The 26317-nt window shown below is 67.5% G+C and carries 19 protein-coding genes and 1 pseudogene; 15 read left to right on the top strand and 5 right to left on the bottom strand.

Features of this window, described 5'->3' with window-relative positions; genetic code table 11:
* Positions 1-61: 61 nt before the first annotated feature.
* Positions 62-1453, top strand: coding sequence for an ActS/PrrB/RegB family redox-sensitive histidine kinase (locus GBZ48_RS07970; protein WP_174470533.1), 1392 nt, complete (start codon positions 62-64; stop codon positions 1451-1453).
* A gap of 9 nt (positions 1454-1462) precedes the next feature.
* On the top strand, positions 1463-2059 hold the full coding sequence (locus GBZ48_RS07965) for an ActR/PrrA/RegA family redox response regulator transcription factor (protein ID WP_425485979.1): 597 nt from the start codon (positions 1463-1465) through the stop codon (positions 2057-2059).
* 127 nt (positions 2060-2186) lie between these two features.
* Here GBZ48_RS07965 and GBZ48_RS07960 read toward each other — a convergent pair whose 3' ends face one another.
* Positions 2187-2414 (bottom strand): hypothetical protein, encoded by a 228-nt coding sequence (locus tag GBZ48_RS07960; protein ID WP_174470532.1) that lies wholly within the window; start codon positions 2412-2414, stop codon positions 2187-2189.
* A gap of 682 nt (positions 2415-3096) precedes the next feature.
* Here GBZ48_RS07960 and GBZ48_RS07955 point away from each other — a divergent pair.
* From GBZ48_RS07955 to GBZ48_RS07920, 8 genes are all read left to right on the top strand, one after another.
* Positions 3097-5301, top strand: a complete 2205-nt coding sequence (locus tag GBZ48_RS07955; RefSeq protein WP_246307058.1) for a GumC family protein — start codon at positions 3097-3099, stop codon at positions 5299-5301.
* A gap of 107 nt (positions 5302-5408) precedes the next feature.
* Positions 5409-6872, top strand: a complete 1464-nt coding sequence (locus tag GBZ48_RS07950) for a flippase (RefSeq protein WP_174470530.1) — start codon at positions 5409-5411, stop codon at positions 6870-6872.
* Positions 6873-7277: 405 nt separating this feature from the next.
* Entirely contained in the window at positions 7278-8633 is a 1356-nt protein-coding gene (locus tag GBZ48_RS07945) for a nucleotide sugar dehydrogenase (protein ID WP_109049715.1), read from the top strand.
* Positions 8634-8681: 48 nt separating this feature from the next.
* Entirely contained in the window at positions 8682-9677 is a 996-nt protein-coding gene (locus GBZ48_RS07940; protein ID WP_174470529.1) for an NAD-dependent epimerase/dehydratase family protein, read from the top strand.
* A 130-nt stretch (positions 9678-9807) separates the two neighbouring features.
* The gene (locus GBZ48_RS07935; protein WP_174470528.1) at positions 9808-10773 is read left to right on the top strand and encodes a GDP-L-fucose synthase family protein; all 966 of its coding nucleotides are present in this window, start codon (positions 9808-9810) and stop codon (positions 10771-10773) included.
* Between the two features lie 6 nt (positions 10774-10779).
* On the top strand, positions 10780-12075 hold the full coding sequence (locus GBZ48_RS07930; RefSeq protein WP_174470527.1) for a glycosyltransferase family 4 protein: 1296 nt from the start codon (positions 10780-10782) through the stop codon (positions 12073-12075).
* Positions 12072-13313: a glycosyltransferase family 4 protein gene (locus tag GBZ48_RS07925; RefSeq protein WP_109049718.1), complete on the top strand. Its 1242-nt coding sequence runs from the start codon at positions 12072-12074 to the stop codon at positions 13311-13313. The genes GBZ48_RS07930 and GBZ48_RS07925 overlap by 4 nt, the downstream gene beginning before the upstream one ends.
* A 2-nt stretch (positions 13314-13315) precedes the next feature.
* The gene (locus tag GBZ48_RS07920; RefSeq protein WP_174470526.1) at positions 13316-14464 is read left to right on the top strand and encodes a glycosyltransferase family 4 protein; all 1149 of its coding nucleotides are present in this window, start codon (positions 13316-13318) and stop codon (positions 14462-14464) included.
* 20 nt (positions 14465-14484) lie between these two features.
* Here GBZ48_RS07920 and GBZ48_RS07915 read toward each other — a convergent pair whose 3' ends face one another.
* Entirely contained in the window at positions 14485-14961 is a 477-nt protein-coding gene (locus tag GBZ48_RS07915; RefSeq protein ID WP_174470525.1) for an Lrp/AsnC family transcriptional regulator, read from the bottom strand.
* A gap of 136 nt (positions 14962-15097) precedes the next feature.
* Between GBZ48_RS07915 and hppD the strand changes: the two genes are divergently transcribed.
* A complete protein-coding gene (hppD, locus tag GBZ48_RS07910) occupies positions 15098-16171 on the top strand; it encodes a 4-hydroxyphenylpyruvate dioxygenase (RefSeq protein ID WP_174470524.1) in 1074 nt (357 codons plus the stop codon).
* A 1051-nt stretch (positions 16172-17222) separates the two neighbouring features.
* Positions 17223-17629: pseudogene (locus GBZ48_RS36135) on the top strand (transposase); the annotation flags it as partial.
* Between the two features lie 179 nt (positions 17630-17808).
* On the opposite strand, the gene cysE reads toward GBZ48_RS36135, so the two are convergent.
* Genes cysE through GBZ48_RS07895 form a run of 3 tightly spaced genes read right to left on the bottom strand, consistent with a single transcriptional unit; the run spans position 17809 to position 21405 of the window.
* Positions 17809-18675, bottom strand: a complete 867-nt coding sequence (cysE, locus tag GBZ48_RS07905) for a serine O-acetyltransferase (protein ID WP_246307057.1) — start codon at positions 18673-18675, stop codon at positions 17809-17811.
* Between the two features lie 11 nt (positions 18676-18686).
* The gene (locus tag GBZ48_RS07900; RefSeq protein WP_246307056.1) at positions 18687-20504 is read right to left on the bottom strand and encodes a family 2A encapsulin nanocompartment cargo protein cysteine desulfurase; all 1818 of its coding nucleotides are present in this window, start codon (positions 20502-20504) and stop codon (positions 18687-18689) included.
* On the bottom strand, positions 20476-21405 hold the full coding sequence (locus GBZ48_RS07895) for a family 2A encapsulin nanocompartment shell protein (RefSeq protein ID WP_174470522.1): 930 nt from the start codon (positions 21403-21405) through the stop codon (positions 20476-20478). Before GBZ48_RS07895 ends, GBZ48_RS07900 begins: the two co-directional genes overlap by 29 nt.
* 615 nt (positions 21406-22020) lie before the next feature.
* Here GBZ48_RS07895 and GBZ48_RS07890 point away from each other — a divergent pair.
* The 3 genes from GBZ48_RS07890 to GBZ48_RS07880 all read left to right on the top strand — a co-directional run bounded on the left by GBZ48_RS07890 (position 22021) and on the right by GBZ48_RS07880 (position 26316).
* Positions 22021-23757 carry an EAL domain-containing protein gene (locus GBZ48_RS07890; RefSeq protein WP_343049418.1) on the top strand — a complete coding sequence of 579 codons (1737 nt, stop codon included), beginning with the start codon at positions 22021-22023 and terminating at the stop codon, positions 23755-23757.
* 125 nt (positions 23758-23882) lie between these two features.
* A complete protein-coding gene (locus tag GBZ48_RS07885; RefSeq protein WP_343049417.1) occupies positions 23883-24461 on the top strand; it encodes a helix-turn-helix domain-containing protein in 579 nt (192 codons plus the stop codon).
* A 238-nt stretch (positions 24462-24699) separates the two neighbouring features.
* Entirely contained in the window at positions 24700-26316 is a 1617-nt protein-coding gene (locus tag GBZ48_RS07880; protein WP_174470519.1) for an ABC transporter substrate-binding protein, read from the top strand.
* The last annotated feature ends 1 nt before the right edge of the window (position 26317 follow it).

The raw sequence follows: 26317 nt of genomic DNA, 5'->3' as shown, positions 1-26317 counted from the left end.
GCGGCAAGCGCCGCAACCGCCAGGGGCATGCGGCCCAGGGACAAGGATCGGGACAAGGATCATGGTGACGCTCGCCAGCGCGCTGACCGCACCGGTCCCGGCCTCCCCGGCGCCGCACTGGGCGCAGCCCGACGGCCGCATCACGCTGCGCACGCTGATTCTGATCCGCTGGGTCGCGGTGCTCGGGCAGCTGGCCGCGGTGACCTTCGTCAATCTCGGGCTGGGCTTCCCGCTGCCGCTGGGGCCGGTGCTGGCCGCCATCAGCGCGTCGGCCCTGCTGAACGTGGTGGCGATGACCCAGCGCGGCGGCCGGCTGCGGCTGGCCGACCGCGACGCGGCGCTGTATCTCAGCTACGACATGCTGCAGCTGACGCTGCTGCTCTATCTCACCGGCGGGTTGAGCAATCCCTTCGCCATCCTGCTGCTGGCGCCAATGACCGTGGGTGCGGCCATCCTGTCGCGCTACAGCACGGTGCTGCTGACCGGGCTGAACCTGATCTGCCTGACGGCACTCGCCCTCTGGCACTTCCCGCTGCCGTGGGAGGAGCCGGTGCGCTCGATGGCGCCGCTCTACGCCTTCGGCGTCTGGCTGTCGCTGACGGTGTCGTCGATCTTCATCGCCGGCTACGTCTTCCGCGTCGCCGCCGAGGCGCGGCGCTTCGCCGATGCGCTCGCCGCCTCGCAGGTGGCGCTTGCCCGCGAACAGCGGCTGGGCGCGCTCGGCGCGCTCGCTGCGGCCGCCGCGCACGAGCTGGGCTCGCCGCTCGGCACCATCGCCGTGGTGGCGAAGGAGCTGGCGCGCGACCTGCCGCCGGACAGCCCCTATGGCGAGGATGTCGAGCTTCTGCAGAGCCAGGTGATGCGCTGCCGCGAGATCCTGGCCGATCTGGCGCGCAAGCCGGAGGCCGACGGCGGCGACCCGTTCGAACGGCTGCCGCTGACCGCGCTGATCGAGGCCGCCGCCGCCCCGCACCGTCTCGGCCATATCCAGTTCGCCGTGGAGCCGCACCCGGTCGGCGAGGCGGAGGAACCTTTCCTGCGCCGCAGCCCGGAGATCATCCACGGCATCGGCAACTTCATCCAGAACGCCCACCAGTTCGCCCGCCACAAGGTGACGGTCGCCGCCGCCTGGGACGGGCGTGGCGTGACCATCACGGTGATGGACGACGGACCTGGCTTCCCCCCCCATCTGCTGGGCCGCATCGGCGAACCGTACCTGTCGGTGCGCGGCGAGCGCTCCGGCCCCAAGGGGCAGGCGGGCGGTGGGCATATGGGCCTTGGAATTTTCATCGCGCAGACGCTGCTGGAAAAGACCGGCGCAACCGTGCGCTACACCAACAATCCGCCGGACGGCACGCCGCCCGCTGATCAGGCCGCCGGCGGGCACTCCAATCAGGGCGGAACCGGCGCGCGGATTTCCGTGCGCTGGAAGACCATCAACGCCAAGAAATGAGGTTTCACGGTGGACACCCTCAAAACAACCGATGACCTGCTGTCGGGCGATGCCGTCAAACTGACCTTCACTGGCGACGTCACCCGCAGCCTCCTGATCGTCGACGACGACGCCCCCTTCCGCACGCGGCTGGCCCGCGCCATGGAAAAGCGCGGCTTCAACGTCGTCGCGGTCGACAGCGTCCAGCTCGGCATCGAGGTGGCGCAGGAATCGGCACCCGCCTTCGCGGTGGTCGACCTGCGTCTGGGCGACGGCAACGGGCTGGACGTGGTATCCGCCCTGCGCGACGCCCGTCCCGACGCCCGTGTCGTCATGCTGACCGGTTACGGCAACATCGCCACCGCCGTCGCCGCGGTGAAGGCCGGCGCCGTCGACTACCTGCCGAAGCCGGCCGACGCCGACGCGGTGGAATCCGCCCTGCTGGCCGACGGCCGCCCGCTGCCCCAGCCGCCGGAAAACCCGATGTCGGCCGACCGCGTCCGCTGGGAACATATCCAGCGCGTCTTCGAACAGTGCGACCGCAACGTGTCGGAGACCGCGCGCCGCCTGAAGATGCACCGCCGCACGCTCCAGCGCATCCTGAACAAGCACGCCCCGCGCGCCTGAGCCGGCGCGGTTCTGCGGAACGATTTTAAGGTTGAACGCGAACGGCCCGCCCCCGGAAGAAGGGCGGGCCGTTCGCGTGTGTGAACGCAATTTGGCCGCCGTCCGCCGGTGCTGATCCGCTCACGCTTTATGCCCGGACCATCATGCCGGCCGTGATGGAATCAGATTTGGAAGCGATCTCCTGATCGGACCAGGGATCGGGTGCCGGCATGGCCGGGCCATCTTCAAGAAACTCGATCATCCGTCTTTCGATCCGCAACAACACTTCACGTGCGGGCAAGCTGTGACATTCACGGCTATGGTCACGGATCTGGCGGATAACCTTAACGGTGGCTGTTTCCTGATGGTACGGCACGGCATGATCCTCCGTCCAAAGAAGGAGTAACCTTATCCATTTTTTCATAACCGTTACAGCATAAAGTTGGTGATACGTATATTTTATGTACGCCTTAGGTTATAGCCGCCTCCAACGCTACCGCCGGACCCGCCGCCGATCAGGCGGAAACACCCGTCAACGACCACAAGGCGAGCTGTGACAACGTCCATCGGCGCGACGGGGATCACCGCGGCGGGGGAACGTTCATTTGCCGGCCGGCGTTGGCTGAATGGGCTCCACAACTTGGTTCCTGCTTTTTCAAAGTCGGGGAAGGCATAGGGATCTCTTCGAACGCCTTGGTCCGTTCGAACGTCATGACACCTGTCCTTACGAGTAACCCCCTTTATACCCCGCCCTGCATCGACGGTTCATACTGCACTGCAACAGGGTCAGGAAGGCTACCCACTGCGCGCCCATTGCTCGCCGCATGCACTGGATGGCCGATGCAACGGCTGGACTAACACTGCGTTTCAGCCAATCGGACGAACCGCCGAGCCTGCCCACCTGACAGCATCCGCTGCCCGGAAGGAAGGATCGGGCAAACGGATGGTCCTATGGCCGCGCTTTCTGGTCGTTACGCGAGGAGGACCCTTTGGCCACCCAGGAACTTCAGGAACAACCCCGACGCAACAACCCTGAGTCTCGGCGGGGCCCCGGGTCCATGTCGCCCGGCATTTCGTACGATCTGTCGGCCAGCGCCGCCAGCGCGGTGCGCCGGACCACGGGGTTGTTGCGCCGGCACAAGCTGCTGATCGGTACGGTGATCGTGGTCGGCACCGGGCTGGCGGCCCTGGTCGCCTTCCGGATGACGCCGCTCTACACCGCCGAAACGCTCATCATGGTTGAGCACCGCAAGAACACCGTCCTCAACTTCGAGGGGGTGGTGTCCGACATGACCCCCGACATCAGCGCGCTGCAGAGCGAGGTCGCGATCCTGAAGTCGCCGGCCTTCGCCGAAAAGGTGGTGGCGAAGCTGAAGCTGATGAACGATCCGGAGTTCAATGCCTCGCTGCGTCCGCCGCCCCCCGGATGGGTGTCGGCGCTGAACCCGCGCAACTGGATCCCCGACAGCTGGAAGCCGTCCAGCGGCGTGCCGCTGACGCCGGAGGAGATCGAGCGCAACCACCTGACCTCCGTGGTCAACGCCGTGCTCGACAACACGTCGGTGCGTCCGCAGGGCCGCTCCTACGTCATCGCCGTCAGCTTCGACAGCGAGGATCCGCGCAAGTCGTCCCTGATCGCCAACACCATGGCCGACCTCTATCTGGTCGACCAGCTCGACGAGAAGTTCAAGGCGTCCAAGCGCGCCACCCAGTGGCTGGAGGAGCGGCTGACCGACCTGCGCAAGGAAGCGCAGACCACCGGCGACGCGGTGGAGAAGTACCGGACCCAGCATGGCCTGACCACCTCGTCCAACAACGAGAGCACGGTGGTCGGCCAGCAGCTGAGCCAGCTGAACGCCGACTATATCCTGGCCCGCACCAAGCGGCAGGAGGCGGAGACCAAGCTGCGCGACGTTACCGCGATGGCGAATTCGCCGCGCGGCGCCTCGGCGGTCGGCGACGTGATGGGCTCGCCGCTGATCCAGGCCCTGCGCGAGCGCGAGGTCGATCTCCAGCGCCAGATCGCCGACGCCACCAACCGCTACGGTGCCAAGCACCCGATGCTGCAGGCCCTGCAGAGCCAGCTGCGCGACCTGCAAGGCCAGATCAAGGCCGACGTCGCCAAGATCGTCTCCAACCTCAGCAACGAGGTGGAGCTGGCGAAGGGCCGCGAGCAGGGGCTGAAGGCCAGCCTGGACCAAGCCGAGGCCAAGCAGAACGAGCAGCAGCAGGCGACCGTCGGCCTGCGCACGCTGGAGCGCGACGCCGGTACCGCCCAGTCGATGTACGAGGCGCTGCTGACCCGCTCGCAGCAGATCGCGGCGCAGACCGACATGCGCCAGCCCGACGCCCGCATCGTGTCGGAGGCGTCGATCCCGCTCGACCCGTCGCAGCCGAACCGCAAGCTGATCCTGCTGCTGGCGCTGGTGGCGTCGGGCACGCTGGGCGTGCTGCTGGCCATGCTGCGCGAACGGGCCGAGAGCGGGTTCCGCAGCCCGCACCAGTTCGAGACGGCGACCGGCGTCCGCAGCCTCGGCATCGTTCCGCGCATCCCGCGCTTCGGCGGGTCGCCGGCCGCCTATGTGGTGGACAAGCCGATCTCCGCCTTCGCGGAATCGATGCAGAACCTGCGCACCTCGCTGCTGCTCGCCAATCCGGACGGGCGGCACAGGGTGATCCTGTTCAGCTCCTCGGTCCCCGGCGAGGGCAAGAGCTCTGTCGCCGCGGCCTTCGCCCGCACCTGCGCCAACGCCGGCCAGCGGACGATCCTGGTCGATTGCGACCTGCGGCGGAAGAGCCTGCACGAGATGCTGGGCATGTCCAACAATCGCGGTCTGGCGGAAGTGCTGGCCGGCACCGCGACGCTGGAGGAGGTGATCCAGGTCGATCCGCGGACCGGCCTGCACGTCATCCCCGCCGGCCATGGCCGCACGCTGCCGCAGGACACGCTGGGCTCGTCGGGCATGCATCAACTGCTGTCGCGCCTGTCGGTCAGTTACGACCGCATCGTACTGGATTCGCCGCCGGTGCTGGCGGTGTCGGAAGGCAAGCTGCTGGCGGCCCTCGCCGACCAGACCGTCTTCATCGTCCGCTGGGGCATGACCAAGCGCGGCACCGCGATGGCCGGCCTGAAGGAGGTGATCGAGGCCGGCGGCGAGGTGGTCGGCGTCCTGTTCAGTCAGGTCGATACCCGGCGTCATGCCCAGTACGAGTTCCCGGACAGCGGGCGTTACCACGGCTATCGCCGCTACTACGCGAACTGAGGACAAGGCTCCCTCCCCTGCTCTCGGCCGACCGACGGCCGGTCCGAGGGCAGGGGAGGGCTTTTTCCTGCACGTCACGATTCTATCAACCACCGAAGAGCCCATGAATGTCCGCTGGACACCGCATCTTCCGGAACATCCGCGCCCTTGCCGCCGCGAAAGCGGCGACGATGGCGAGCGGGCTGGTCACCGCGGCCTGGACCGCGCGGGTTCTGGGACCGGACAGTTTCGGCGTGCTGGGCTTCGGCACTTCGCTGATGGCCTATGCGGCGCTGTTCGTGAACATGGGCCTGTCCACCTACGCCATCCGTGAAATCGCGAGAAACCGCGAGCAGGACGATCACCGCGAGCGGGCGGCCGAACTGTCGGAACATGTGCTGACCCTGCGCACCGTTCTGGCCCTGGTGGTGGGGGCGATCTATGCCGCTTTCGTCCTCTCGCTGGATAAACCAATGGAGGTGAAGGCGGTTCTTCTGGTGCAGGCGGTCCAGTTGCTCGGGAACGCCCTGGTCCTCGACTTTGTTTATCAGGCGACCGAGAAGATGGGGGTGATCGCCACGCGCGAGATCGGCACCTCCATCGGCTCGATGCTTCTCGTCTTCCTGCTGGTGCGTGGGCCTGAGGACGCCATCACCGCAGCCGCCATCACCGGCGGTTCCATCACCGTCAACGCGCTGGTGATGATCGGCCGCTTCCGCCGCGACTTCGGCCATCTGCGCCCCAGGGTCGACCTGAAGGTGTGGCGCGAGATCCTAACGGCGGCGACGCCGATGGCGGTCGGCGTCTTCGCCTGGGCGATCTTCACCCATCTCGACGTGGTCATGCTGGGTTTCCTGGCCCCGCACACCGAGGTCGGCTGGTACAGCGCGGCGGTGAAGATCCAGACCCTGGCCAATCTGGTCGGCAACATCGTGATGAACGCCTTCCTGCCGCAGCTGGCCGCCGCCTATGGCGAGCTCGGCCCGATGCGCGACCGGATGCGGGCCTATGCCGGCGTCATGCTGGCGGTCGGCGGGCTGGTCATCGCCGGCGGCTTCGCCCTGGCGCCGTCCATCCTCGGCACGCTGTTCGGCGATGCCTACGCTCCGGCGACGCTGGCTCTGCGTCTGCTGATGCTGGCCTCGGCGGTGGTCTACGCCAACATGATCCTGGGCAATCCGCTGCTCGTCTGGCACCGGCAGACCGGTTACATGGTCGCCATGCTGTCGGGCGGTGCGCTGAACGCCCTGCTGAACATCTGGTGGATCCCCCGCTACGGCATCGAGGGCGCCGCGATGGCGACCTTTACCGCGGAACTGGCCGCCACCGTCGCCATCGCCTGGATCCACCGGCAGACGGTCGGAGAGCTGTATGGCGGGATCGCCGCGCGGGCTCTGCTGTGCGCCGGCGCATCCGTCGCCGCGGCCCTGGCACTCGACAGTTTCGCCGCCCCGCTGTTCGACCGGTTGCCGGCGCTGGTGCATTTCGTCGCCGGCAGCGTGGCGATGGTCGCGGTCTATGCGGCGATGGCCGTGCTGACCGGACTGGTCCACCTGAAACGCCTGCGGCGGCTGACCAGCGCCACGGCCTGAGAGGGGCGGGTCGTGGCTGGATGGATGGTTCAACCCTCAATTCTGCAAGGCCGGGTCGAGGGATACCGGCAGCAGGAACGGAATGCGCCTATTGCACCACTTTCGAACGTCTCTGTTGGTGCCTCCAAGCATTCATTTGGCCGCGCCGGGGGTTAGTACCATTAATACGGCGGAGATCTGCAATCATGGTCTTTTCATCGGACGGTGATTTCTGAAACACTTCGCGCTGCACAACGCCGGTAACGAGGTACTTCATCGTCACGGCGAAGTCACAACAAGAAAACAATTTCGAATTTCGAGGTTTCTCCGTCTGCATGCTTGGCAACAGGGCATGACACGCGGGGCGTCTCCAAACTCTCAGGCCCCGCCGCCGGTGGCGGGCCTCAGCAAACGGCAGGAGCGACGATGCTTCCCAAGACTTTTTCCGATCGTAACGTCTGCGTCCTCGGGCTCGGCTATGTCGGCCTGACGCTGGCGGTCGCGATGGCGGACGCCGGCTTCCAGGTGCACGGGGTCGAGGTGCGGCAGGACGTGCTCGACAAGCTCGGCCAGGGCAACCCGCACTTCCACGAGCCGGGCCTGACGGAGAAGCTGCGCCACGTCATCGCACGCGGCCGGCTGACCTTCAGCCGCAGCCAGGAGGATTGCAGCAAGGCCAGCGTCTTCATCATCACGGTCGGCACGCCGCTCAGCAAGGATGGCCGGGTCCGCACCGACATGATCGAGGCGGCGACCCGTCAGGTCGCCGGCAGCCTGCATGACGGCGATCTGGTCATCCTGCGCTCCACCGTGAAGCTGGGCACCACCCGCAACGTCGTGGCGCCGATCCTGCGCGCCACCGGCAAGAAGTTCGACATCGCCTTCTGCCCGGAGCGCACCCTGGAAGGGCAGGCGCTGCTGGAGCTGAACCAGCTGCCGCAGATCATCGGCGCCGAAAGCCTGGACGTCGCCACCCGTGCGGCACAGATCTTCGGCTTCCTGACCCCGACCACCGTCAAGGTCTCCACCCTGGAGACGGCGGAACTGATCAAGCTGGTGGACAACACCTACCGCGACGTCACCTTCGCCTTCTCCAACGAGATCGCCAAGCTGTGCAACGCGATGGAGATCTCGGCGGTCGAGGTTGCGCGCGCCGGCAAGCTGGGATATCCGCGCACCAACCTGCCGCTGCCGGGTCCGGTCGGCGGTCCCTGCCTGGAGAAGGATCCCCACATCCTGATCGAGGCGGCGCGCGAGGTCGGCGTCGAGATGGCGATCACCGCCGCCGGCCGCCTGGTCAACGAAAGCCAGCCGGTCGAGGTCGCCGACTTCCTCGGCAAGCTCGCCAATTCGATGCAGGGCTTCCCGGAGGTGCCGACCATCAGCCTGATGGGCCTCGCCTTCAAGGGCCGTCCGGCGACCGACGATTTGCGCGGCACGATGGCCAAGCCGGTGCTGGAGGAGCTGCGCCAGCGCTTCCCGACCGCCCGCCTGCGCGGCTTCGACGCCGTGGTGCGCCCCGACGACATCCGTTCCTTCGGGCTGGAGCCGGCGGCCAACATGGCCGAGGCGGTGTCCGGCGCCAATCTGGCGGTGATCCTCAACAACCACCCGGTCTTCACCTCGATGCCGCTGCCGGACCTGGCCCAGCGGATGGACCGTCCGGGCGTGATCTACGACTTCTGGAACAACTTCAACAGCCGTGACGTCGACCTGCCGGACGGCACCGCCTACGTGGCTCTCGGCAGCCATGGGGCCGCCCGCTACGCGCATGTGGCCTGACGCTATCCGGGCCTGCCATGGGCTGGCCACAGAAGGAATTGTACTGACATGAAACACTATCTCGTCACCGGCGGCAGCGGCTTCATCGGCGCCGCCCTGGTCCACCGTCTGGTCCGTGACGGCCACCGCGTCCGCGTGTTGGACGACAACTCGCGCGGGCACACCGGGCGGCTGGCCGGCGTGCTGGACGACGTGGAATTCGTACAGGGCGACATCCGCGACGCTGACGCCGTGCGCGGGGCGGTGCGCGGCGTCGACGGCGTGCTTCACCTGGCCGCCGTCAACGGAACCAAGCATTTCTACGAGAAGCCGGAAGTGGTGCTGGACGTCGGCGTGCGCGGCATGCTGAACGTGCTGGACGCCTGCCGTGCCGACGGCGTGGGCGATCTGGTCGTCGCCTCCTCCTCGGAAGCCTACCAGACCCCGCCGATGGTGCCGACGCCGGAGGATGTGCCGCTGGTGGTGCCGGACGTGCTGAACGCCCGCTACAGCTACGGCGGCTCCAAGCTGATCTCGGAGCTGCTGGCTGTCAACTGGGGCCGCAGCGGCTTCGACCGCGTCGCGATCTTCCGTCCGCACAACGTCTATGGCCCCGACATGGGCTGGGAGCATGTGGTGCCGGAATTCTCCCGCCGTGCGGTCGAGGCCATCGCCAGCCACCCGAACGGCACGGTGCCCTTCAAGATCCAGGGCGACGGTCGTCAGACGCGCGCCTTCGTCCACATCGACGACGCCATCGACGGCATCGTGACGGTGGTCGACAAGGGCGAGCATCTCGGCATCTACCATGTCGGCAACCCGGAGGAGGTCACCATCGCCGACCTCGCCCGCCAGACGGTCGCCTGCCTGGGCCGCGAGGCCCAGGTGATGCCCGGCCCGGCCGCCCCCGGCGGCACCGACCGCCGCAGCCCCGACATCGCCAAGCTGACCGCGCTGGGCTTTACCCCGCGCATCCCGCTCTCCGCCGGTCTGCCCGGCGTGGTCGAGTGGTATGCCGAGCGCGCGCGTGCCGATCTGGGGCGCATGGGGCAGGCGGCGGAGTAGGGCGTCATCGGGGGGCGTGACCGCCGGTCGCGCTCCCATCCGTCATCCCTGCGAACACGGACTCCCGCCTTCGCGGGGATGACGGCCGATGAGGCATTCGTTCGCACAAGATCTTAAGGAGACGGCCCGCATGGACCGCAACAGCCGCATCTTCGTCGCCGGCCACCGGGGACTCGTCGGATCCGCCATTCTGCGGCGGCTGACCGAGGCCGGGCACACCGACCTCGTGATCCGCGACCGCTCGCAGCTCGACCTGACCGATCAGGCGGCGGTGCGCGCCTTCTTCGACCGCGAGGGCATCGAACAGGTGATCCTGGCCGCGGCGAAGGTGGGCGGCATCCTTGCCAACGACCGCTTCGGCGGCGATTTCATCCGCGACAACCTGCTGATCCAGAACAACGTCATCGACGCCGCCTGGCGCGCCGGCGTGAAGAAGCTGCTGTTCCTCGGCTCCTCCTGCCTCTATCCCAAGCATGCCGAGCAGCCGATCAAGGAAGAGGCGCTGCTGACCGGCGAGATGGAGCCGAGCAACAAGCCCTACGCCGTCGCCAAGATCGCCGGCATCACCATGTGCCAGGCCTACCGGCGCCAGTACGGCTTCAACGCCATCTGCGCCATGCCGTCCAACCTGTACGGCCCCGGTGACCATTTCGAGCCCGAGACCTCGCATGCGCTGCCGGGCATGATCCGGCGCTTCCACGATGCCAAGGTGGCCGGCGACCCGACGGTCACCCTGTGGGGCACCGGCACGCCGCGGCGCGAGTTCCTCTATGTCGACGACATGGCGGATGCCTGCATCCATTTGATGGACCATTACGACAGCGGGGAGATCATCAATGTCGGCCCCGGTGAGGACATCGCCATCGCCGACCTCGCAGCACTGATCCGCGACACCGTCGGCTACACCGGCACGCTGACCCACGATCTGAGCAAGCCCGACGGCCACCCGCGCAAGCTGATGGACGTGTCGCGCCTGTTCGCTACCGGCTGGCGCCCGAAGGTGTCGCTGGAGGAGGGGCTGCGCCGCACCTATGACTGGTTCCTGGAGAATGCCGCTCCGGAGCGTCGCCAAGTCCCCAAGCAGGCAGCGGAGTAACGCCCGATGCCGGACGATTCCATCCATCTGCGGCCGCCGGTCTTCGACCGGCCGGCTTCCAAGGCTTCAGCGGGCACGCCTTCCCTGGCGGAGGTGCCCGTGCCGGAAGAACTGCTGCTCGTGGCGCAGAGCTATTGGCCGGAACCGGCCGGCAGCGCGCCGATGATGACCGACCTCGCCACCGCCTTCGCGGCGGCCGGGGCCGAGACCACTGTGCTGACCGCGCGTCCCAACTATCCCGGCAACACGGTCTATGACGGCTACGCCGACGGGGCGCAGGACAGCAAGACGGTGGACGGGGTGCTGATCGAGCGCCTGCACACCATCCCGCCGGCCGGCGGCGGCATGAAGGCCCGGCTGATCCACGAGGGCGTTCTGCATGCCGGCTTCGCCGCCGCCGGCGCCCGCGGCCGGGTCGGGCGGCACGCCGCCGTGCTGTCGCTCTGCCCGTCGATCCTGTCGGTGGCCATCGCCAACCGCTTCAAGGCGCCGGGCGGACGCCATGTCGCCATCGTTCACGACATCCAGTCCGGCCTTGCCGGTGCCTTGGGCATGGGCGGCAAGGCGGCGGTCAAGGCGATCCGCGCCATGGAGCGCGCGGCGCTGAACCGGGCCGACGCCATCGTCGTCCTGTCGGAGCCTATGCGCGGCGTGCTGGAGGAGCTGGGCGTCACCCGGCCGATCCATGTGATCCCGCCCCATGTCGATGCCGACGCGGTCCACCCGCTGCCGCGCCCCGACCAGCCGCCGACCGCGCTCTACAGCGGCGCCTTCGCCCGCAAGCAGGGGCTGGAGCAGGTGCTGGACATGGCGGGCCATCTGGCCGAGCTGATGCCGCAGGCCCGCATCAAGCTGCGCGGCCAGGGCGGGCTGGAGGATGAACTGAAGGGCCGCGCCCGCGCCATGGGGCTCGGCAACGTGATCTTCCAGCCGCTGGCGCCCAAGGACCAGCTGAACGAGGCGATGGCGGAGGGCGACGTCCATCTCGTGCCCCAGCGGCCCGAGGGGGCGGCCTTCGCCATGCCCGGCAAGGCGGTGACCATCCTCGCCGCCGGCCGGCCCTTCGTCAGCACCTGCCTGCCGGGATCGGCGCTCGCCACGCTGGAGGCGCAGGTCGGCGCCTTCCTGTGCACCCCGCCGGAGGAGCCGCGCGCGATGGCCGAGGCGGTGGCGGCCCTGCTGTCGGACCCCGCCCGCGCCACCGCCATGGGCCGCCGCGGCCGCGCCTGGGTGGAGGCGAACGCCACCCGCGCCGTGGCGCTCGACCGCTACGCCCGCCTTCTGTTGGGAGAGGCAGCATGAAGAAGCCCGCGCTGGTCTTCAGTTGGGAGATGTTCGGCCCCTACCATATGGACCGGCTGGAGGCGGTCGGCCGCCGGCTGGGCCATGTCTACGATGTGATCGGGCTCGAGGTCGGGTCGAAGTCGCACACCTACGCCTGGGATTCGACCGGGACGGGGCAGAATTTCCGCAAGATCACCCTGTTCCCCGGACAGTCGAAGGCCGACCTGTCGAAGGCCGCGGTCTACCGCGCCCTGCTGCGCGAATGCCGCAACGCCGACGCGCGCTATGTCTTCCTCTGCCATTACGAGGACCCGGACGTTTTCGCGCTCGCCCTGACCATGCGGCTGATGGGCCGCAAGGTCATCAACATGAACGCCTCCAAATACGACGACAAGCCGCGCATCCTGTGGCGCGAAATGGTCAAGAGCGTCTTCTACTCCCCCTATCAGGCGGGGATCGGCGGCAGCCACCGCACGGTGGATTACTTCCGTCTGCTGGGACTCCCGAAGGACCGGCTCTACATCGGGTACGACACGCTGTCGTTGGACCGCATCCGCCGCCTGTCCGGGATGGAACCGGCCCCTGGGGGAGTACCCTTCGCCGACCGTCACTTCACCATCATCGCGCGCTTCGTCCCGAAGAAGAACTTGTTCCGGGCGGTCGAAGCCTATGACATTTACCGGCGGCTGGCCGGTCCCGCCGCCCGCCCGCTCCACCTCTGCGGATCCGGTCCGCTGGAGGCGGAGCTGCGGGCCGAGGTGACGCGGCGCGGGCTGGACGGGTCGATCGTCTTCCGCGGCTTCCTGCAGGAAAAGGGGATCGCCGAGACGCTGGGGTCCACGCTCTGCCTGCTTCTGCCGTCGCTGGAGGAGCAGTTCGGTCTGGTGGTGAACGAGGCCCTCGCCATGGGCGTTCCGACCATCCTGTCCGACCAGTGCGGGGCGCGCGACGTGCTGATCCGCAGCGGGTTGAACGGCCACATCGTGGAGCCGGACAACCCCGAGGGGCTGGCGCGCTACATGCTGTCGGTCGCGGGCGACGAGGATGAGTGGCGCCGCCTGAGCCTGAACGGGCGGCCCTTCCAGGCGTTGGCCGACGCCAGCTTCTTCGCCCTCTCGGTGGAGAAGGCCGTGGTGGCGCTGGGCGGCCCGAAGGCGGAGCGCAGCGCGGACACGGACTATGTGTCCGACTATTCCGCCGACCCGGAGGGTGGCCAGCATGGCCGGTCGACCGGAGCGGCACTGACCGGGAGTTGACGATGGAACGGAACGCGCGCACCCATGTGGTCGTCTCCGGGCGCCTGCCGCCGCCGGTGGACGGGATGAGCCGGGTGACGGCCCTGGTGCTGGAGCGTCTGCAGGACCGCATGCGGGGGCGCGGCCGCGTGGAGGTCGCCGACCTGTCGCCCGGTTGGAACGGCGGCGGCGCCGTCTACCATCTGCGCAAGATGACACGGGTGTTCGGCACCATGGGCCGGCTCGCCGCCGGGCTGCGGAAAGCCGACCGCCGTTTCTACATGCCGGTGGATTCCGGCTGGGGGGCGCTCTACACCGCTGCCCTCGCCGGGACCGCGCGGCTGTTCGGCTATGAGCGGGTGCTGCACCATCACTCCTTTGCCACCATCTCCAAGCCGACCTGGCGGATGCGGCTGCTGACCCGCGTCGCCGGCAGCGACTGCACCCATGTCCTGCTGTGCCCGGCGATGCAGATGCGCTTCCAGTCGATCTATCCGGCGGCGCGCACCTGCATGACGATGTCGAACGCCATCTTCTCGGCTCCCGGCGCCATTCCGCGTCCGCGGCGCGACGGTCCCCTGCGCATCGGCCATCTGTCGAACCTGTGCAGCGAGAAGGGGCTGGACACGCTGTTCGCCCTGCTGCGCGCCCTGCAGCTCGAGGGGGTGGACGCCAGGCTGGTGCTGGCCGGTCCGGGGCTGAAGCCGGAGGACAACGCGATGATCGCCGCCGGGCTGATGGCCTTCGACGGGGCGGTCGAGTATCACGGCCCGGTCCATGGCGAGGCCAAGGAGGCCTTCTACCGCGACATCGACGTCTTTGTCTTCCCGACCCGCTACCGCAACGAAGCGCAGCCGCTGGTGCTGTTCGAGGCGATGGCCGCCGGCGTGCCGGTGCTGGCCTATGAGCGCGGCTGCATCGGCTCCGACATCCCGGCCGACGGGCTGGTGCCGCAGAATGCCGATTTCGTGAAGGCGGCCCTCCCGATCCTGTCGGCCTGGGCCGACGATCGCGAGGCGCTCGCCGCTGCCTCGGCGCAGACGCTGACCCGTGCGCGCGTCGCCTTCGAGACCAGCCGCAGCGGCCTGGACCTGCTGCTCGACCGCATCGCCGGTCCGCACCCGGCCGCCGCAGCCGCCGCAGTGCCGGCCAAGCGCCGCGTGGCGGGGTAGGGGAGAGGCCAGGGGCGGCTTTACGCCCCGCCCCCCAACGGCAGTGCTGTCTCGAACTTGATTTCCTTCAGGGCGAAGTTGGAGCGGATGCGGACCTGGAAGGGCAGTTGGAACACGAACTCCTCCAGAAAGCGGTTGTAGTCGGCGATGGCCCGCACCGCGACCCGCAGCAGATAGTCGGCGTCGCCCGACACCGCATAGCATTCCAGAACCTCCGGCCGCTTGCGCACCGCGTCGATGAAGATGGCGGCGGTCTCGGCGGAATGGCGGTCCAGCGTCACATGGGCGAAGACGCATTCGCCGACCGCCGCCGCCTTGGGATCGACCAGCGCCGTGTAGCGGCGGATCACCCCGGTTTCCTCCAGCGACTTCAGGCGACGCCAGCAGGAGGAGGGCGAAGTGCCGACCCGGTCGGCCAGCTCCTGCACGGTCAGGCGCGAGTCCTCCTGCAGGGCGACGAGGATTTTGATGTCGATTTCCGATAGCGTGGCGGGCAACGGCAAGAATCTCCGATTACAGGCAGCATGCCGAAAAATCCTGCCAAAATCATAGGTGTGCCCGCCCCACTTTGAAAGCTCTTTCCACGGACAGTCCGGCATACTGATCGCAGAACAATCCAAGGGAGAGGCGATCATGGCCGACATGTGGGACAACCCGATGAAGACCGACGGATTCGAGTTCATCGAATTCACGGCGCCGGACACCGTGGCGCTGGGCCGCCTGTTCGAGCAGCTGGGCTTCACGGCAATCGCCCGCCACCGGTCGAAGGACGTGACGCTTTACCGCCAGGGCGATGTGAACTTCATCGTCAATGCCGAGCCGTCGGGTTTCCCGCGCAACTTTGCAGCCCAGCACGGCCCGTCGATCTGCGCCATCGCCTTCCGCGTCGGCGACGCCGCCTTCGCCTACCGCCGGGCGCTGGACCTCGGCGCCTGGGGAGTAGAGACCCGCGTCGGTGCCATGGAACTGAACATCCCCGCCATCAAGGGCATCGGCGATTCGCTGATCTACCTCGTCGACCGATATGCCGACCGCGGCAGCATCTATGAGGTCGATTTCGTGCCGCTGCCGGGGGTGGACCAGCATCCGCAGGGCGCCGGCCTGACCTACATCGACCATCTGACCCACAACGTCCACACCGGACGGATGGAGGAGTGGGCCGAGTTCTACACCCGCCTGTTCGGCTTCCGCGAGATCCGCTACTTCGACATCGAGGGCAAGCTGACCGGCCTGCGGTCGAAGGCGATGACCAGCCCCTGCGGCAAGATCCGCATCCCGATCAACGAGTCCGCCGACAACAAGTCGCAGATCGTCGAATATCTGCGCGACTACAGGGGCGAAGGCATCCAGCATGTGGCGCTCGGCACCAACGACATCGTCCGCACCGTGGAGACGATGCGCGGCATGGGCACCCCGTTCCAGGACACGCCCGACACTTACTACGAGCGGGTCGATACTCGTGTGCCGGGCCACAACCAGGATCTGAAGCGCCTCCAGGCCAACTGCATCCTGGTCGATGGCGCCCCGACCGAGGGCCAGGGGCTGCTGTTGCAAATCTTCACCCAGAACGTCATCGGCCCGATCTTCTTCGAGATCATCCAGCGCATCGGCAACGAGGGCTTCGGCGAGGGCAACTTCAAGGCGCTGTTCGAATCCATCGAACTCGACCAGATCCGCCGCGGCGTGCTGAGCGAGAACGCGGCCTGAGTGTCGGATTTTTTCAGACAGGATTTCGGACGCCGTCCGGTCTCGCGACCGGGCGGCGTTTTTTGCGTTCAGAATGGCGGATTTGCGCCATTTATTTCCATAATTCTACTTATGTGTTTTTGATCGCCCTGTAACGGAGCCACCGCAACGGCGACGAAACGCGCGAAAAGGCTCAACTGCGCAATGCGCGATTTCCTCGGCACGGTCCATGGCCGGAGGATGCTCCTTTACTGGAACTGGTGAGCGGCACCGGCGGCCTCGGCCGCAGCGATTGCCGCTCACCGTGTCGGGCATGGACCGACGTGGTACTGGACTTCATCATGAAGCTATTCAGGCAGCAACCACCAGCCGCAGTCCGATCCGTCCGCAACCCACTCGGCCATCCCCTGCCCCTCTACTGATTATCCACCCTCGGAAAGCCGCGATCCAAATACAGCCTCAGTTGCGGCTGTGCTCTCAGGCCTTCAACTCATTGAGGCGCTGCAAGACGGCTTCTTCCCGGACGCTCTCTGCTCGGGCATCAGTCCAGGCGTCCCCACAGGCGCCGCAGGTGGTAACAGGGACCCGCACATCGACGGTCGCCATCAGGACGTCCCCGGGTCCATAGGGGAAACGGACCGCCTGCATTTCCACGCTGTGGACGAGGTTTGCACTCCCGCACTTCGGGCAGAGCTTGTCGAGGGGTTCCCCGAAGTCCGCGTTCAACATCACTTTCGATTTTCCTTTACGGGTGTTGAGCGTAGGCCGTCTTGGCGACGGACCCACCGGCCCATTATCGCCCACCGGGCGACCTACTCCAAGCGTGTGGAGGAGCTATTCTTTTTTCAGGTGGCAATGCCCTCGGCCAGGCGGCGGCAACCCGTTCCAGATGCATCCAGTATGGGGCACCGGCCTTGTCGACCTGCCCATTGTTGAGGGCTTTGGCAAACTCCTGCGTCTCTCGAAACCGGCCTGTTTCCCGCACCGTCATGCCGGCGATGTGCCGCTTGATCTGGTCTATCGCGACGGGCTGGTACAGTCCTTGCTGGTCAGGTGAGCGATGGCTGATTCGGTTCACCTCGCCGTCGATCCGGATACCGGCGAGATCCTCACCTCAGAGCTGACGACCACCGAGGACGGGGATGCCTCTCTGGTTGGCCCCTTGCTCAATCAGAGGCGCGTCCGATTGGCACCCTGCTGGCGGACGGTGCAGATGACGGCGAGCCGGTCTACCCTTCCGGCACCGCCCATCGCCCCGACGCGGATATAATCATCTCACCCCGCTCGACGGCGGTGTCGAGCGCCACGACTGGGAATGCTCCCCGTCAACGCGACCGCCACATCCTCAAAATCATGGAGCGTGGTCGGCTCGGCTGGCAGCGGGAGGTCCGCTACGGCCGCCGCTTCTTGGGCGAGGTGGCGTTGATGCGCCACAGGCAAATGATCGGCCGTGGTCTTCGAGCTCGGACTCTGCCGGCCTAGGAGGTCGAAGCCGCCGTCGGGTGCAAGACCATGAACAGGTATGCAGTCCTCCCGCAAAGTCGCTTGATCATCAGCTCAGCAGGCTGCAATTCAGCAGAACGCCGAGTTGTGCACCAAAATCACCCGCCCGCACGCCACCCTGCACTGACCCTCTCCTATGCTCTCACCCGCAGGGGTCAGATTGTGTAATCCGGCTCCGGCAGGCTCATGTCCATCTCTTCCGCCGGGGCCTGCGGCGAGTTGGTCCAGCCGACGATCCTGGCCGGCACCCCGGCCACGGTGGCGCCGGGCGGCACCGGCTTCAGCACCACGCTGCCGGCGCCGACCTTGGCATGCCGGCCGATCTCGATGTTGCCCAGCACTTTGGCACCCGCGGCCAGCAGGACGCCGTCGCGCACCTTGGGATGGCGGTCGCCATGCTCTTTGCCGGTGCCGCCCAAGGTGACGCCCTGGAGGATCGAGACGTCGTCACCGACCTCCGCCGTCTCGCCGATGACGACGCCGGTGCCATGGTCGATCAGCACGCCGCAGCCGAACGGCACTGCGGGATGGATGTCGACGGCGAAGGCTTCCGACACCCGGCTTTGCAGGAAATGGGCGAGTTCGGTGCGCCCATGCCGCCACAGCCAATGGGCGACGCGGTGCCATTGCAGGGCGTGGAAGCCCTTGAAATAGAGGAACGGAGTCAGGCAGCCGTCAGCCGCCGGATCGCGGGCGACGATGGCGCCGAGGTCGGCGACCGCCGCCGCGACGATGGCCGGTTCCTCCGCATAGGCGGTCTCGGCGAGATCGGCGAGACGCTCAGCCGAGATGTACCAATCGCCCAGCTTGCGGGCGAGATGGCCGCCCAGCGCCGATCCGAAGCCTTCATGCGACAGCACGGCGATGTGGATGAAGCTGCGCAGCAGCGGATCGCGGCCGGCAGCATCCTCGGCATCCGCGCGCAGCCTCGTCCACAGCGCGGCTTCGGCCCGGTCGCCCGCCGCCGCCCGTTCCGGGGTCCTGGATGCGGCGAAGCAGGCTGGGGCGACGATGCGGCCCATGGGCGTTCTCCTCACGACCGCTGTCCGCGCCGGACCAGTTCGGCCCGGACGCGGTGGAGGGCGGCGGTCAGCGCGTCGATGTCCTCGCAGGTGTTGTAGAAGGCGAGCGAGGGGCGCACCGTGCTTTCCACCCCGAAGCGGCGCAGGATCGGCTGGGCGCAGTGATGGCCGGAACGTACGGCGATGCCCTCGCGGTCGAGCGCGCGGCCGATATCCTCCGTCTTGCAGCCGTCCAGCACGAAGGACAGCACGCCGGCCTTCTCCCGCGCGGTGCCGATCAGCCGCAGGCCGGGCACGGTCAGCAGGCCGGCGGTCGCGTAGTCGAGCAGGTGATGCTCGTAGGCGGCGATGGCCGGCATGCCGATCCGCTCGAGATAGGCGATGGCCGCCCCCAGCCCCACCGCGTCGGCGATGTTGCCGGTGCCGGCCTCGAACCGCATTGGCGCCGGCTGGTACGCGGTCTTTTCAAAGGTGACGTCTGCGATCATGTTGCCGCCGCCCTGCCAGGGCCGCATGCCCTCCAGAACGTCGAGACGGCCATAGAGCACGCCGATTCCGGTCGGGGCGAACATCTTGTGGCCCGACAGCACGAAGAAGTCGCAGCCGAGAGACTGGACGTTCACCGGCATGTGCGACACCGCCTGCGCCCCGTCGACCAGGGTGCGGATGCCGGCGGCGCGCGCCATCGCCACCATCTCCGCCGCCGGGGTAACGGTGCCGAGCGCGTTCGACACCAGGGTCAGGGACACCAGCTTCGTGCGCGGACCCAGCAGGCGGGCATACTCGTCCATCCGGATCTGGCCGTCGTCGTCGACCGGCACCACCCGCAGCCGGGCACCGGTTTCCGCGCAGAGCTGCTGCCAGGGAACGATGTTGGCGTGATGCTCCAGCCAGGTGACGACGATCTCGTCGCCCTCGCGGACGAACTGGTGGCCCCAGGCCTTGGCGACCAGATTGATCGCCTCGGTGGCGCCGCGGACGAAGACGATCTCGCGGGTGTCGGCGGCACCGACGAAGCGGCGGACCTTCTCACGCGCATCCTCATAGGCGTCGGTGGCGCGGGCCGCCAGCGCATGGGCGGCGCGGTGGATGTTGGAATTTTCCTCGGCGTAGAAACGGGCGAGCCGGTCGATCACCGCCTGCGGCTTCTGCGTGGTGGCTGCGTTGTCCAGCCAGATCAGCGGCTTGCCATGCACCGTCTGGTTCAGGATCGGAAAGTCGCGCCGGGCGGCGCGCGGGTCGAAGGCGGGAGCCGCCGGCAGGGGCAGGTCGGGGATCTGATCGGCGCGCAGCTGGACCGACAGCGCGCCGACATCGACCAGATGGCCGGGGGCGGCGGGGACCGTGGCCGCCGAGGTCGCCGCTGAGCCGCCCGGTGCACTGGCGGGACTGCGTCCGAGGAAATATGGCTGTCCCGCCGGCAGAGCCGGACCGGCGGCCGGACTGGCGGCCGGCAGGGGAGATGCCAAGGGAGATGCCGGGGAAGGCACCGGCGGCGGTACCAGCGACAGCGCGCCGCCCAGCGAATGCAGGATGGAACCGAGCCCGCCGTCGCCGGCCGGGGGTGCCGCGGCCGGAGCGACCGGAACGGCCGGAACCGGTCCCGGCGCATGGACGGCGGAAACCGCAGCCGGCGGCGGGGCCGCCCGGACGGCGGCCGGCTGACCATTGGGCAGCGTCTGGAAGAACTGGTTGGCGAGCCGGGCGATCAGGCCGGCATCGGGCGAGCCCGCGAAGCCGGCATCCCCTGCCGCCGCCGAAGGCGACAGGGTGAGCGCGTCGGCGGGAAGGCCGGCGGGATCAGGCATAGTCGTAATAATGGCCGACATTGACATCCTCCAGCACGCCGATGGCACCCTCGGTCAGGACCGCGGCCGAGCAGTAGAGCGAGATCAGGTAAGACGCGATGGCCTTGCGGTTGATGCCCATGAAGCGGACCGACAGACTCGGCGCCACCTCGCCGGGAACGCCGGGCTGGAACAGGCCGATGACGCCCTGTTTCGCCTCCCCGGTGCGCAGCAGCAGGATGTTGGTGCGGCCGTCCGGCGTGACGTGCAGCTTGTCGCTGGGGATCAGCGGCAGGCCGCGCCAGGTCAGGAAGGGCGAGCCGTGCAGGGTGACGGTGGGCGGCGGCACGCCGCGGCGGGTGCATTCGCGGCCGAAGGCGGCGATGGCGCGCGGATGGGCCAGGAAGAAGGCGGGCTCCTTCCACACCTTGGCGATCAACTCGTCCAGGTCGTCGGGGGTGGGCTGGCCCTTGCGGGTCTTGATCCGCTGGCCGGGGGCGGCGTTGGTCAGCAGGCCGTATTCGGCGTTGTTGATCAGTTCGCTTTCCTGGCGCTCCTTCACCTTTTCGATCAGCAGCCGCAGCTGTTCCTGGATCTGGTCGATGGGGTGGCTGTAGAGGTCGGAGACGCGGGTCTGGACGTCCAGAACCGTCGTGACCGCGTTCAGCGAATACTCACGCGGACTTTCATCGTAGGGGACGAAGGTTTCCGGCAGGTCGGCGTCGTTGCGCGGGCTGCATTCCACCTCGGTCCGCACCTGGCCCTGCGGGTCGATGACGCGGTTCAGGCGGTAGATGCCGGCCTCCACCGGCGTCCAGGGCAGAAAGGACACCAGCCAGCGCGGTGTGATGCCCGACCATTGCGCCCGCGTCTTCGTGGCGTTGGCGAGCTGGCGTGCCGCCTGCTCGTTCAGTGTTCGGCGCAGCTCGGTGTCTTCGGACATGGGAATCGGCTCCTTGCGAAGGGCGATGGCAGTGAAAGGCACTCCGGCGGCGCGCGACGGCGATGGCCGCCGCGTCGGCTGCGTGGAGGCATCGGTGCGGGGAGTGGGGCGGGCTGACCGGCGGAAGGGCGAAGCCCTCGCCTCGGGCTGCGGTCCGCCGGCGGCGGCCGCATCCCCGGCATCGGGGCAAGGCCGACCATGCACAGCTTCAGGCTGCCTCTCAAGCTCCGGTAAAACAGCGCAGGTCGATTGATCCGCTATAACGGACAGACCTCCGTTCAATTGGGCCAAACCCCGATACCGGAGTATTCTCTATTTAAGGGTGGGAATTACCGCTGCCATTTTCCTGTTCAGGCGCGGACAAATGCATGGGCGGCTTCTGCGAAGCCGGTCGTGTTCTGTGGGAGCGCCTGTGAAAGATCGGTGAAAACTTGGGACGCGACCTTCGTTCATGCAGCGGAGTGCATAATAAAAACATGAAAAATATGTACTATTATAACAATACACACTGTGGATAATAATTCTCTCTTATGTGACATGGAAATGGTGACTCCCATGCCGCACTCGTCCCTTCGCCGGGCGGTTCCATCGGTTGTGCAACCTGAGGAGGCCGGCGTGGCGCCGATCCTCCGTCTCGTCCTCGACAATATGGCGGAGGGAGTGTGCGTCGCCGGCTGCGACGGCCGCATCATAACCGCCAACCCGGCGGCGGAGGCGGTCTTCGGTCCGCTGGGCGGCGTCGCCTTCGACGCGCATTTCGGAAACCGCCTGCGGCTGGAGGACGGGGTCAGCCCATGCCCGGAAGCGCTTTGGCCGATGGGCCGGGCGATCCGCGGCGAGACGATGGACCGCGAGAGCCTGTATCTCGCCGCGGCCGTTTCCGGCGGAGCAGGCGTCTGGCTGCGGGTGAATGCCCGCCCGCTGGTCCAGGACGGCCGGTCGGTCGGCGGTGTGCTGGTGTTCCGCGACATCACCCAGGTCAAGGCGGTGGAGGACCGGATCGCCTGGCTGGCGCATTTCGATCCTTTGACCGGCCTTCCCAACCGTGTCGAGTTCCGTCGGTGCCTGGAGGCTGCAATTGCGGCGGCGCGGCGGGACGGCACCCGGCTGGCGGTGATGCTGCTCGATTTCGACGGCTTCAAGGAGATCAACGACCAGTTCGGCCATGCGGTGGGCGACGAGCTTCTCGTCGCGGTGGCCCGCCGGCTGCGCGACGCGCTGGCGGCCGGGACGACGGTCGCGCGGCTGGGCGGCGGCGAATTCACAATCATCGTCGAGGAGGGCGGCGGCCCGACGGCCGATGCGGCCTCGCAGTCCCTGATCCGGGCGATGGCCGAACCGTTTCCGCTTGCCGGCGGCCGGCACCGGCTGACCGTCAGCATCGGCGTGGTCGGCCATTCCGCGCAGGGCGACGGTGCCGACGACCTGCTGCGCAAGGCGGACATGGCCATGTACCGGGCCAAGGAGCGCGGCGGCAGCACGGTCTGCCGGTATGACCCGGCGATGACGGACGCGGCGGCCGAGCGGGCCCGGCTGCGCGGGCTGCTGGCCGGCGCGCTGGAGCGCGGCGAGTTCCATCTCGCCTACCAGCCGCTGGTCGAGGCGGCCGGTGGCCGTCCCGTCGGGGTCGAGGCGCTGCTGCGCTGGCAGCCGCCGGGCGACGCCGCACCCGTTCCGCCATCGGTGTTCATCCCCCTGTGCGAGGCGAGCGGGCTGATCCTGCCCATCGGCCGCTGGGTGCTGGAAACCGCCTGCCGGCAGATCCGGAGCTGGGCGGATGGCGGCGGGCCGGCTTTGGAGATCGCGGTCAACGTATCGCCGCGCCAGCTTCGCGACCCCGCCCTGCTGGAGGATGTGCGGACGGTGCTGGAGACGACCGGCATCGATCCCGCCCTGCTGGTGCTGGAGGTGACCGAGGGGTTGCTGATCGAGGATATGGAGTACAGCCGCCATGTGCTGACCGGGCTGAAGCGGCTGGGGGTGCGGCTGGCGCTGGACGATTTCGGCACCGGCTATTCCAGCCTCAGCTATCTCAACAGCCTGCCGTTCGACGTGCTGAAAATGGACGGGTCCTTCACCCGCAATCTGGGAGCGGCGGACCTGGACAATGCCGGCGGACAGGCGGTCGCCCGCGCCATCATCGGGCTGGCGCGCAGCCTGTCGATGACGCTGGTCGCCGAGGGGGTGGAGACGCCGGCCCAGCATGCCTGGCTGGCGGCGAACGGTTGCCGCCTGATCCAGGGCTATCTCATCGGACGGCCGGAACCGGCGCCGTCCGCCGCCGCCCTGATCGGCCGGCTGGCCGGCGAGCATGAGCGCAGGCAGAATGAACGATTCGATTTTGTGATTTAATCCCCGAAGGAACAGGCTGCGACGTTAAATCTACTTGCTGAATAGGCTAAAGGAGATATTCTCTTCTCATTCAATGGGAAATGTGGCCGGTGCACACAGGCCCGTTCAAGCGGAGAGGACGATCTGTGAGCGTGGCGAACGACGACTATGCTCCCTCCGGCGAGGATGCGATCCCCGCGATACTCGGGCGTCATCTGCGGCGTTTGCGCACCCGCCAGGGGCTGTCGCTGGAGCGGCTGGCGCGGCTGTCCGGGGTCAGCCGCGCGATGCTTGGGCAGATCGAGCTTGGACGCAGTGCGCCGACCATCACCGTGCTGTGGAAGATCGCCCGTGCGCTGGATGTCACTCTGGCATCGCTGACCCGGTTCACCGAGCAGGGCGGGGTGGTGGTGGTGCGCCAATCCCAGACCAGGACGCTGGTTTCCCCGGATGGGCTGGCCCAGTCGCGGCTGCTGGCCCCGCCGGGCGAGGGGAGGGGGGCCGATGTTTTCGAGATCCGCCTGCATCCCGGCGGCAGCGAGGTCGGCGGCGGCCATCCGCCGGGGACCGGCGCCCATCTGGTCGTCGCGGAGGGCGTGGTCGAACTTCGGGCCGCCGGCGACACCATTCTTTTCGACGCCGACGTCCCCTATGCCTGCGTGAATGTCGGCGACGGCGATTCCCTGCTGTTCCTCGTGCTGTCGCACACCGAGATCCTGCCCTGAGGCTTCTCTGCGTCCGCCGTCACGCGGGTGTGGAACAGCGTGCAGCGCTGCATTCGCATACGCGAAGATGCAGCTTGACAGCCAAAAATACCTACCATCATACTAGTGAAATAAAATATAAAACAAACCACTATTGTGTTTTCCCCGCTTCCCGTCCTTCCGGGCCATCGTGTTCCGGGCCATCGTGCAAACCCTCACCGGCCCTCGATCCGGTGGGACAGATCAGCAAGGGCATGCCATGACGTCCACCGTTTCCCGTTTCGTCCTGTTGCGCGCCACGGTGCTGGCCGCCAGTGTGGCGTCCCTGTTCGGCGGTGCGGCATTCGCCGGGACGCCGCAGGACGGCGGCACACTGACCGCCATCGTTCAGCCCGAGCCGGTCACCCTGACCTCGGCGATCAACACGGCGGCGCCGACCGGCTTCATCAGCGGCAATGTCTTCGACGGCCTGGTCGATTACGACCTGGACCTCAACCCCAAGCCGGCCCTGGCCGAGCGATGGGAGGTGGCGCCCGACGGCCTGTCGATCACCTTCTTCCTGCGCAAGGGCGTGACGTGGCACGACGGGCATCCCTTCACCGCCGCCGACGTGAAATGGACGCTGGAGAATGTCTGGAAGACGATCCACCCGCGCAACCAGGCGACCTTCGGACGGGTGACGCAGGTCGACACGCCGGACGACCACACCGTCATCCTGCGCCTCAGCGAACCGTCGCTGGCCATTCTGAGTTCGGTCAATTCCAACGGCGCGCAGGTGCTGCCCAAGCATCTGTACGAGGGAACCGACATCCTCAACAATCCCTACAACCTGAAGCCGGTCGGCACCGGCGCCTTCGTCTTCAAGGAATGGAGCAAGGGCAACCATCTGATCCTGGAGCGCAACCCGAACTACTGGGACAAGGGCAAGCCCCATCTCGACCGGATCGTCTTCAAGGTGATCCCCGACGCCGCCGCCCGCGCCGCGGCGCTGGAGAAGGGGGACGTGCAGTATGCGGTCTTCAGCCCGGTGCCGCTGAAGGACGCCGAGCGGCTGGGCAAGCTGCCGAGCCTGAAGATCGAGACGCGCGGCTACGAGTGGATCTCGCCCTGGCTGTTCTTCGACCTGAACGTCGACAACAAATATCTGAAGGACGTGCGGGTCCGCCGCGCCATCGCCCACGCCATCGACCGCAAGGCGATCTCCAACATCGTCTGGTACGGCTTCGCCAAGCCGGCGATCAGCCCGGTGCCCTCGACCCTTCCCGCCTTCCACGACGCCACCGTTCCGCAATACGAGTTCGACGTCAAGAAGGCCGAGGCGCTGCTTGACGAGGCCGGCTACAAGCGCGGTCCCGACGGGGTGCGCTTCGCGCTGACCCATGACTTCATCCCCTACGGCGATGACTACAAGCGCACCGGCGAGTATCTGAAGCAGGCGCTGAAGCGTGTCGGCATCGAGGTGACGATCCGAAGCCAGGACACCGCCGCCTTCACCAAGCGCGTCTACGGCGATCGTGACTTCGACATCTCCAGCGCCTGGTTCGCCGCCTTCTCCGACCCGCAGGTCGGGGTGACGCGCGCCTACTGGTCGGGCTGGGTGGGCAAGAACACGCCCTGGACCAACGGCTCGGGATACCGCAACCCGGAGGTCGACGCCCTGATCGCCCAGGCCCAGGGGCAGGCGCGCCAGGAGGACCGCATCGCCACCTTCAAGAAGATCCAGCAGATCGTCCAGACCGACCTGCCGTCGATCCCGTTGGCCGAACTGAAGTTCTTCTCGGTCCACGCCGCGAACCTGAAGGATGTGGTGACCCACGGCGACCAGATTTACGGCTCGCTGAAGGACGCCTGGTTCGACAAGGCGGCATCGAACTGAT

This window comes from Azospirillum melinis (genome assembly GCF_013340935.1).
Classification (GTDB): Bacteria; Pseudomonadota; Alphaproteobacteria; order Azospirillales; family Azospirillaceae; genus Azospirillum; species Azospirillum melinis.
Note: the sequence above shows the minus strand (reverse complement) of the source record. Positions and strands in the feature narration are given on the sequence as shown.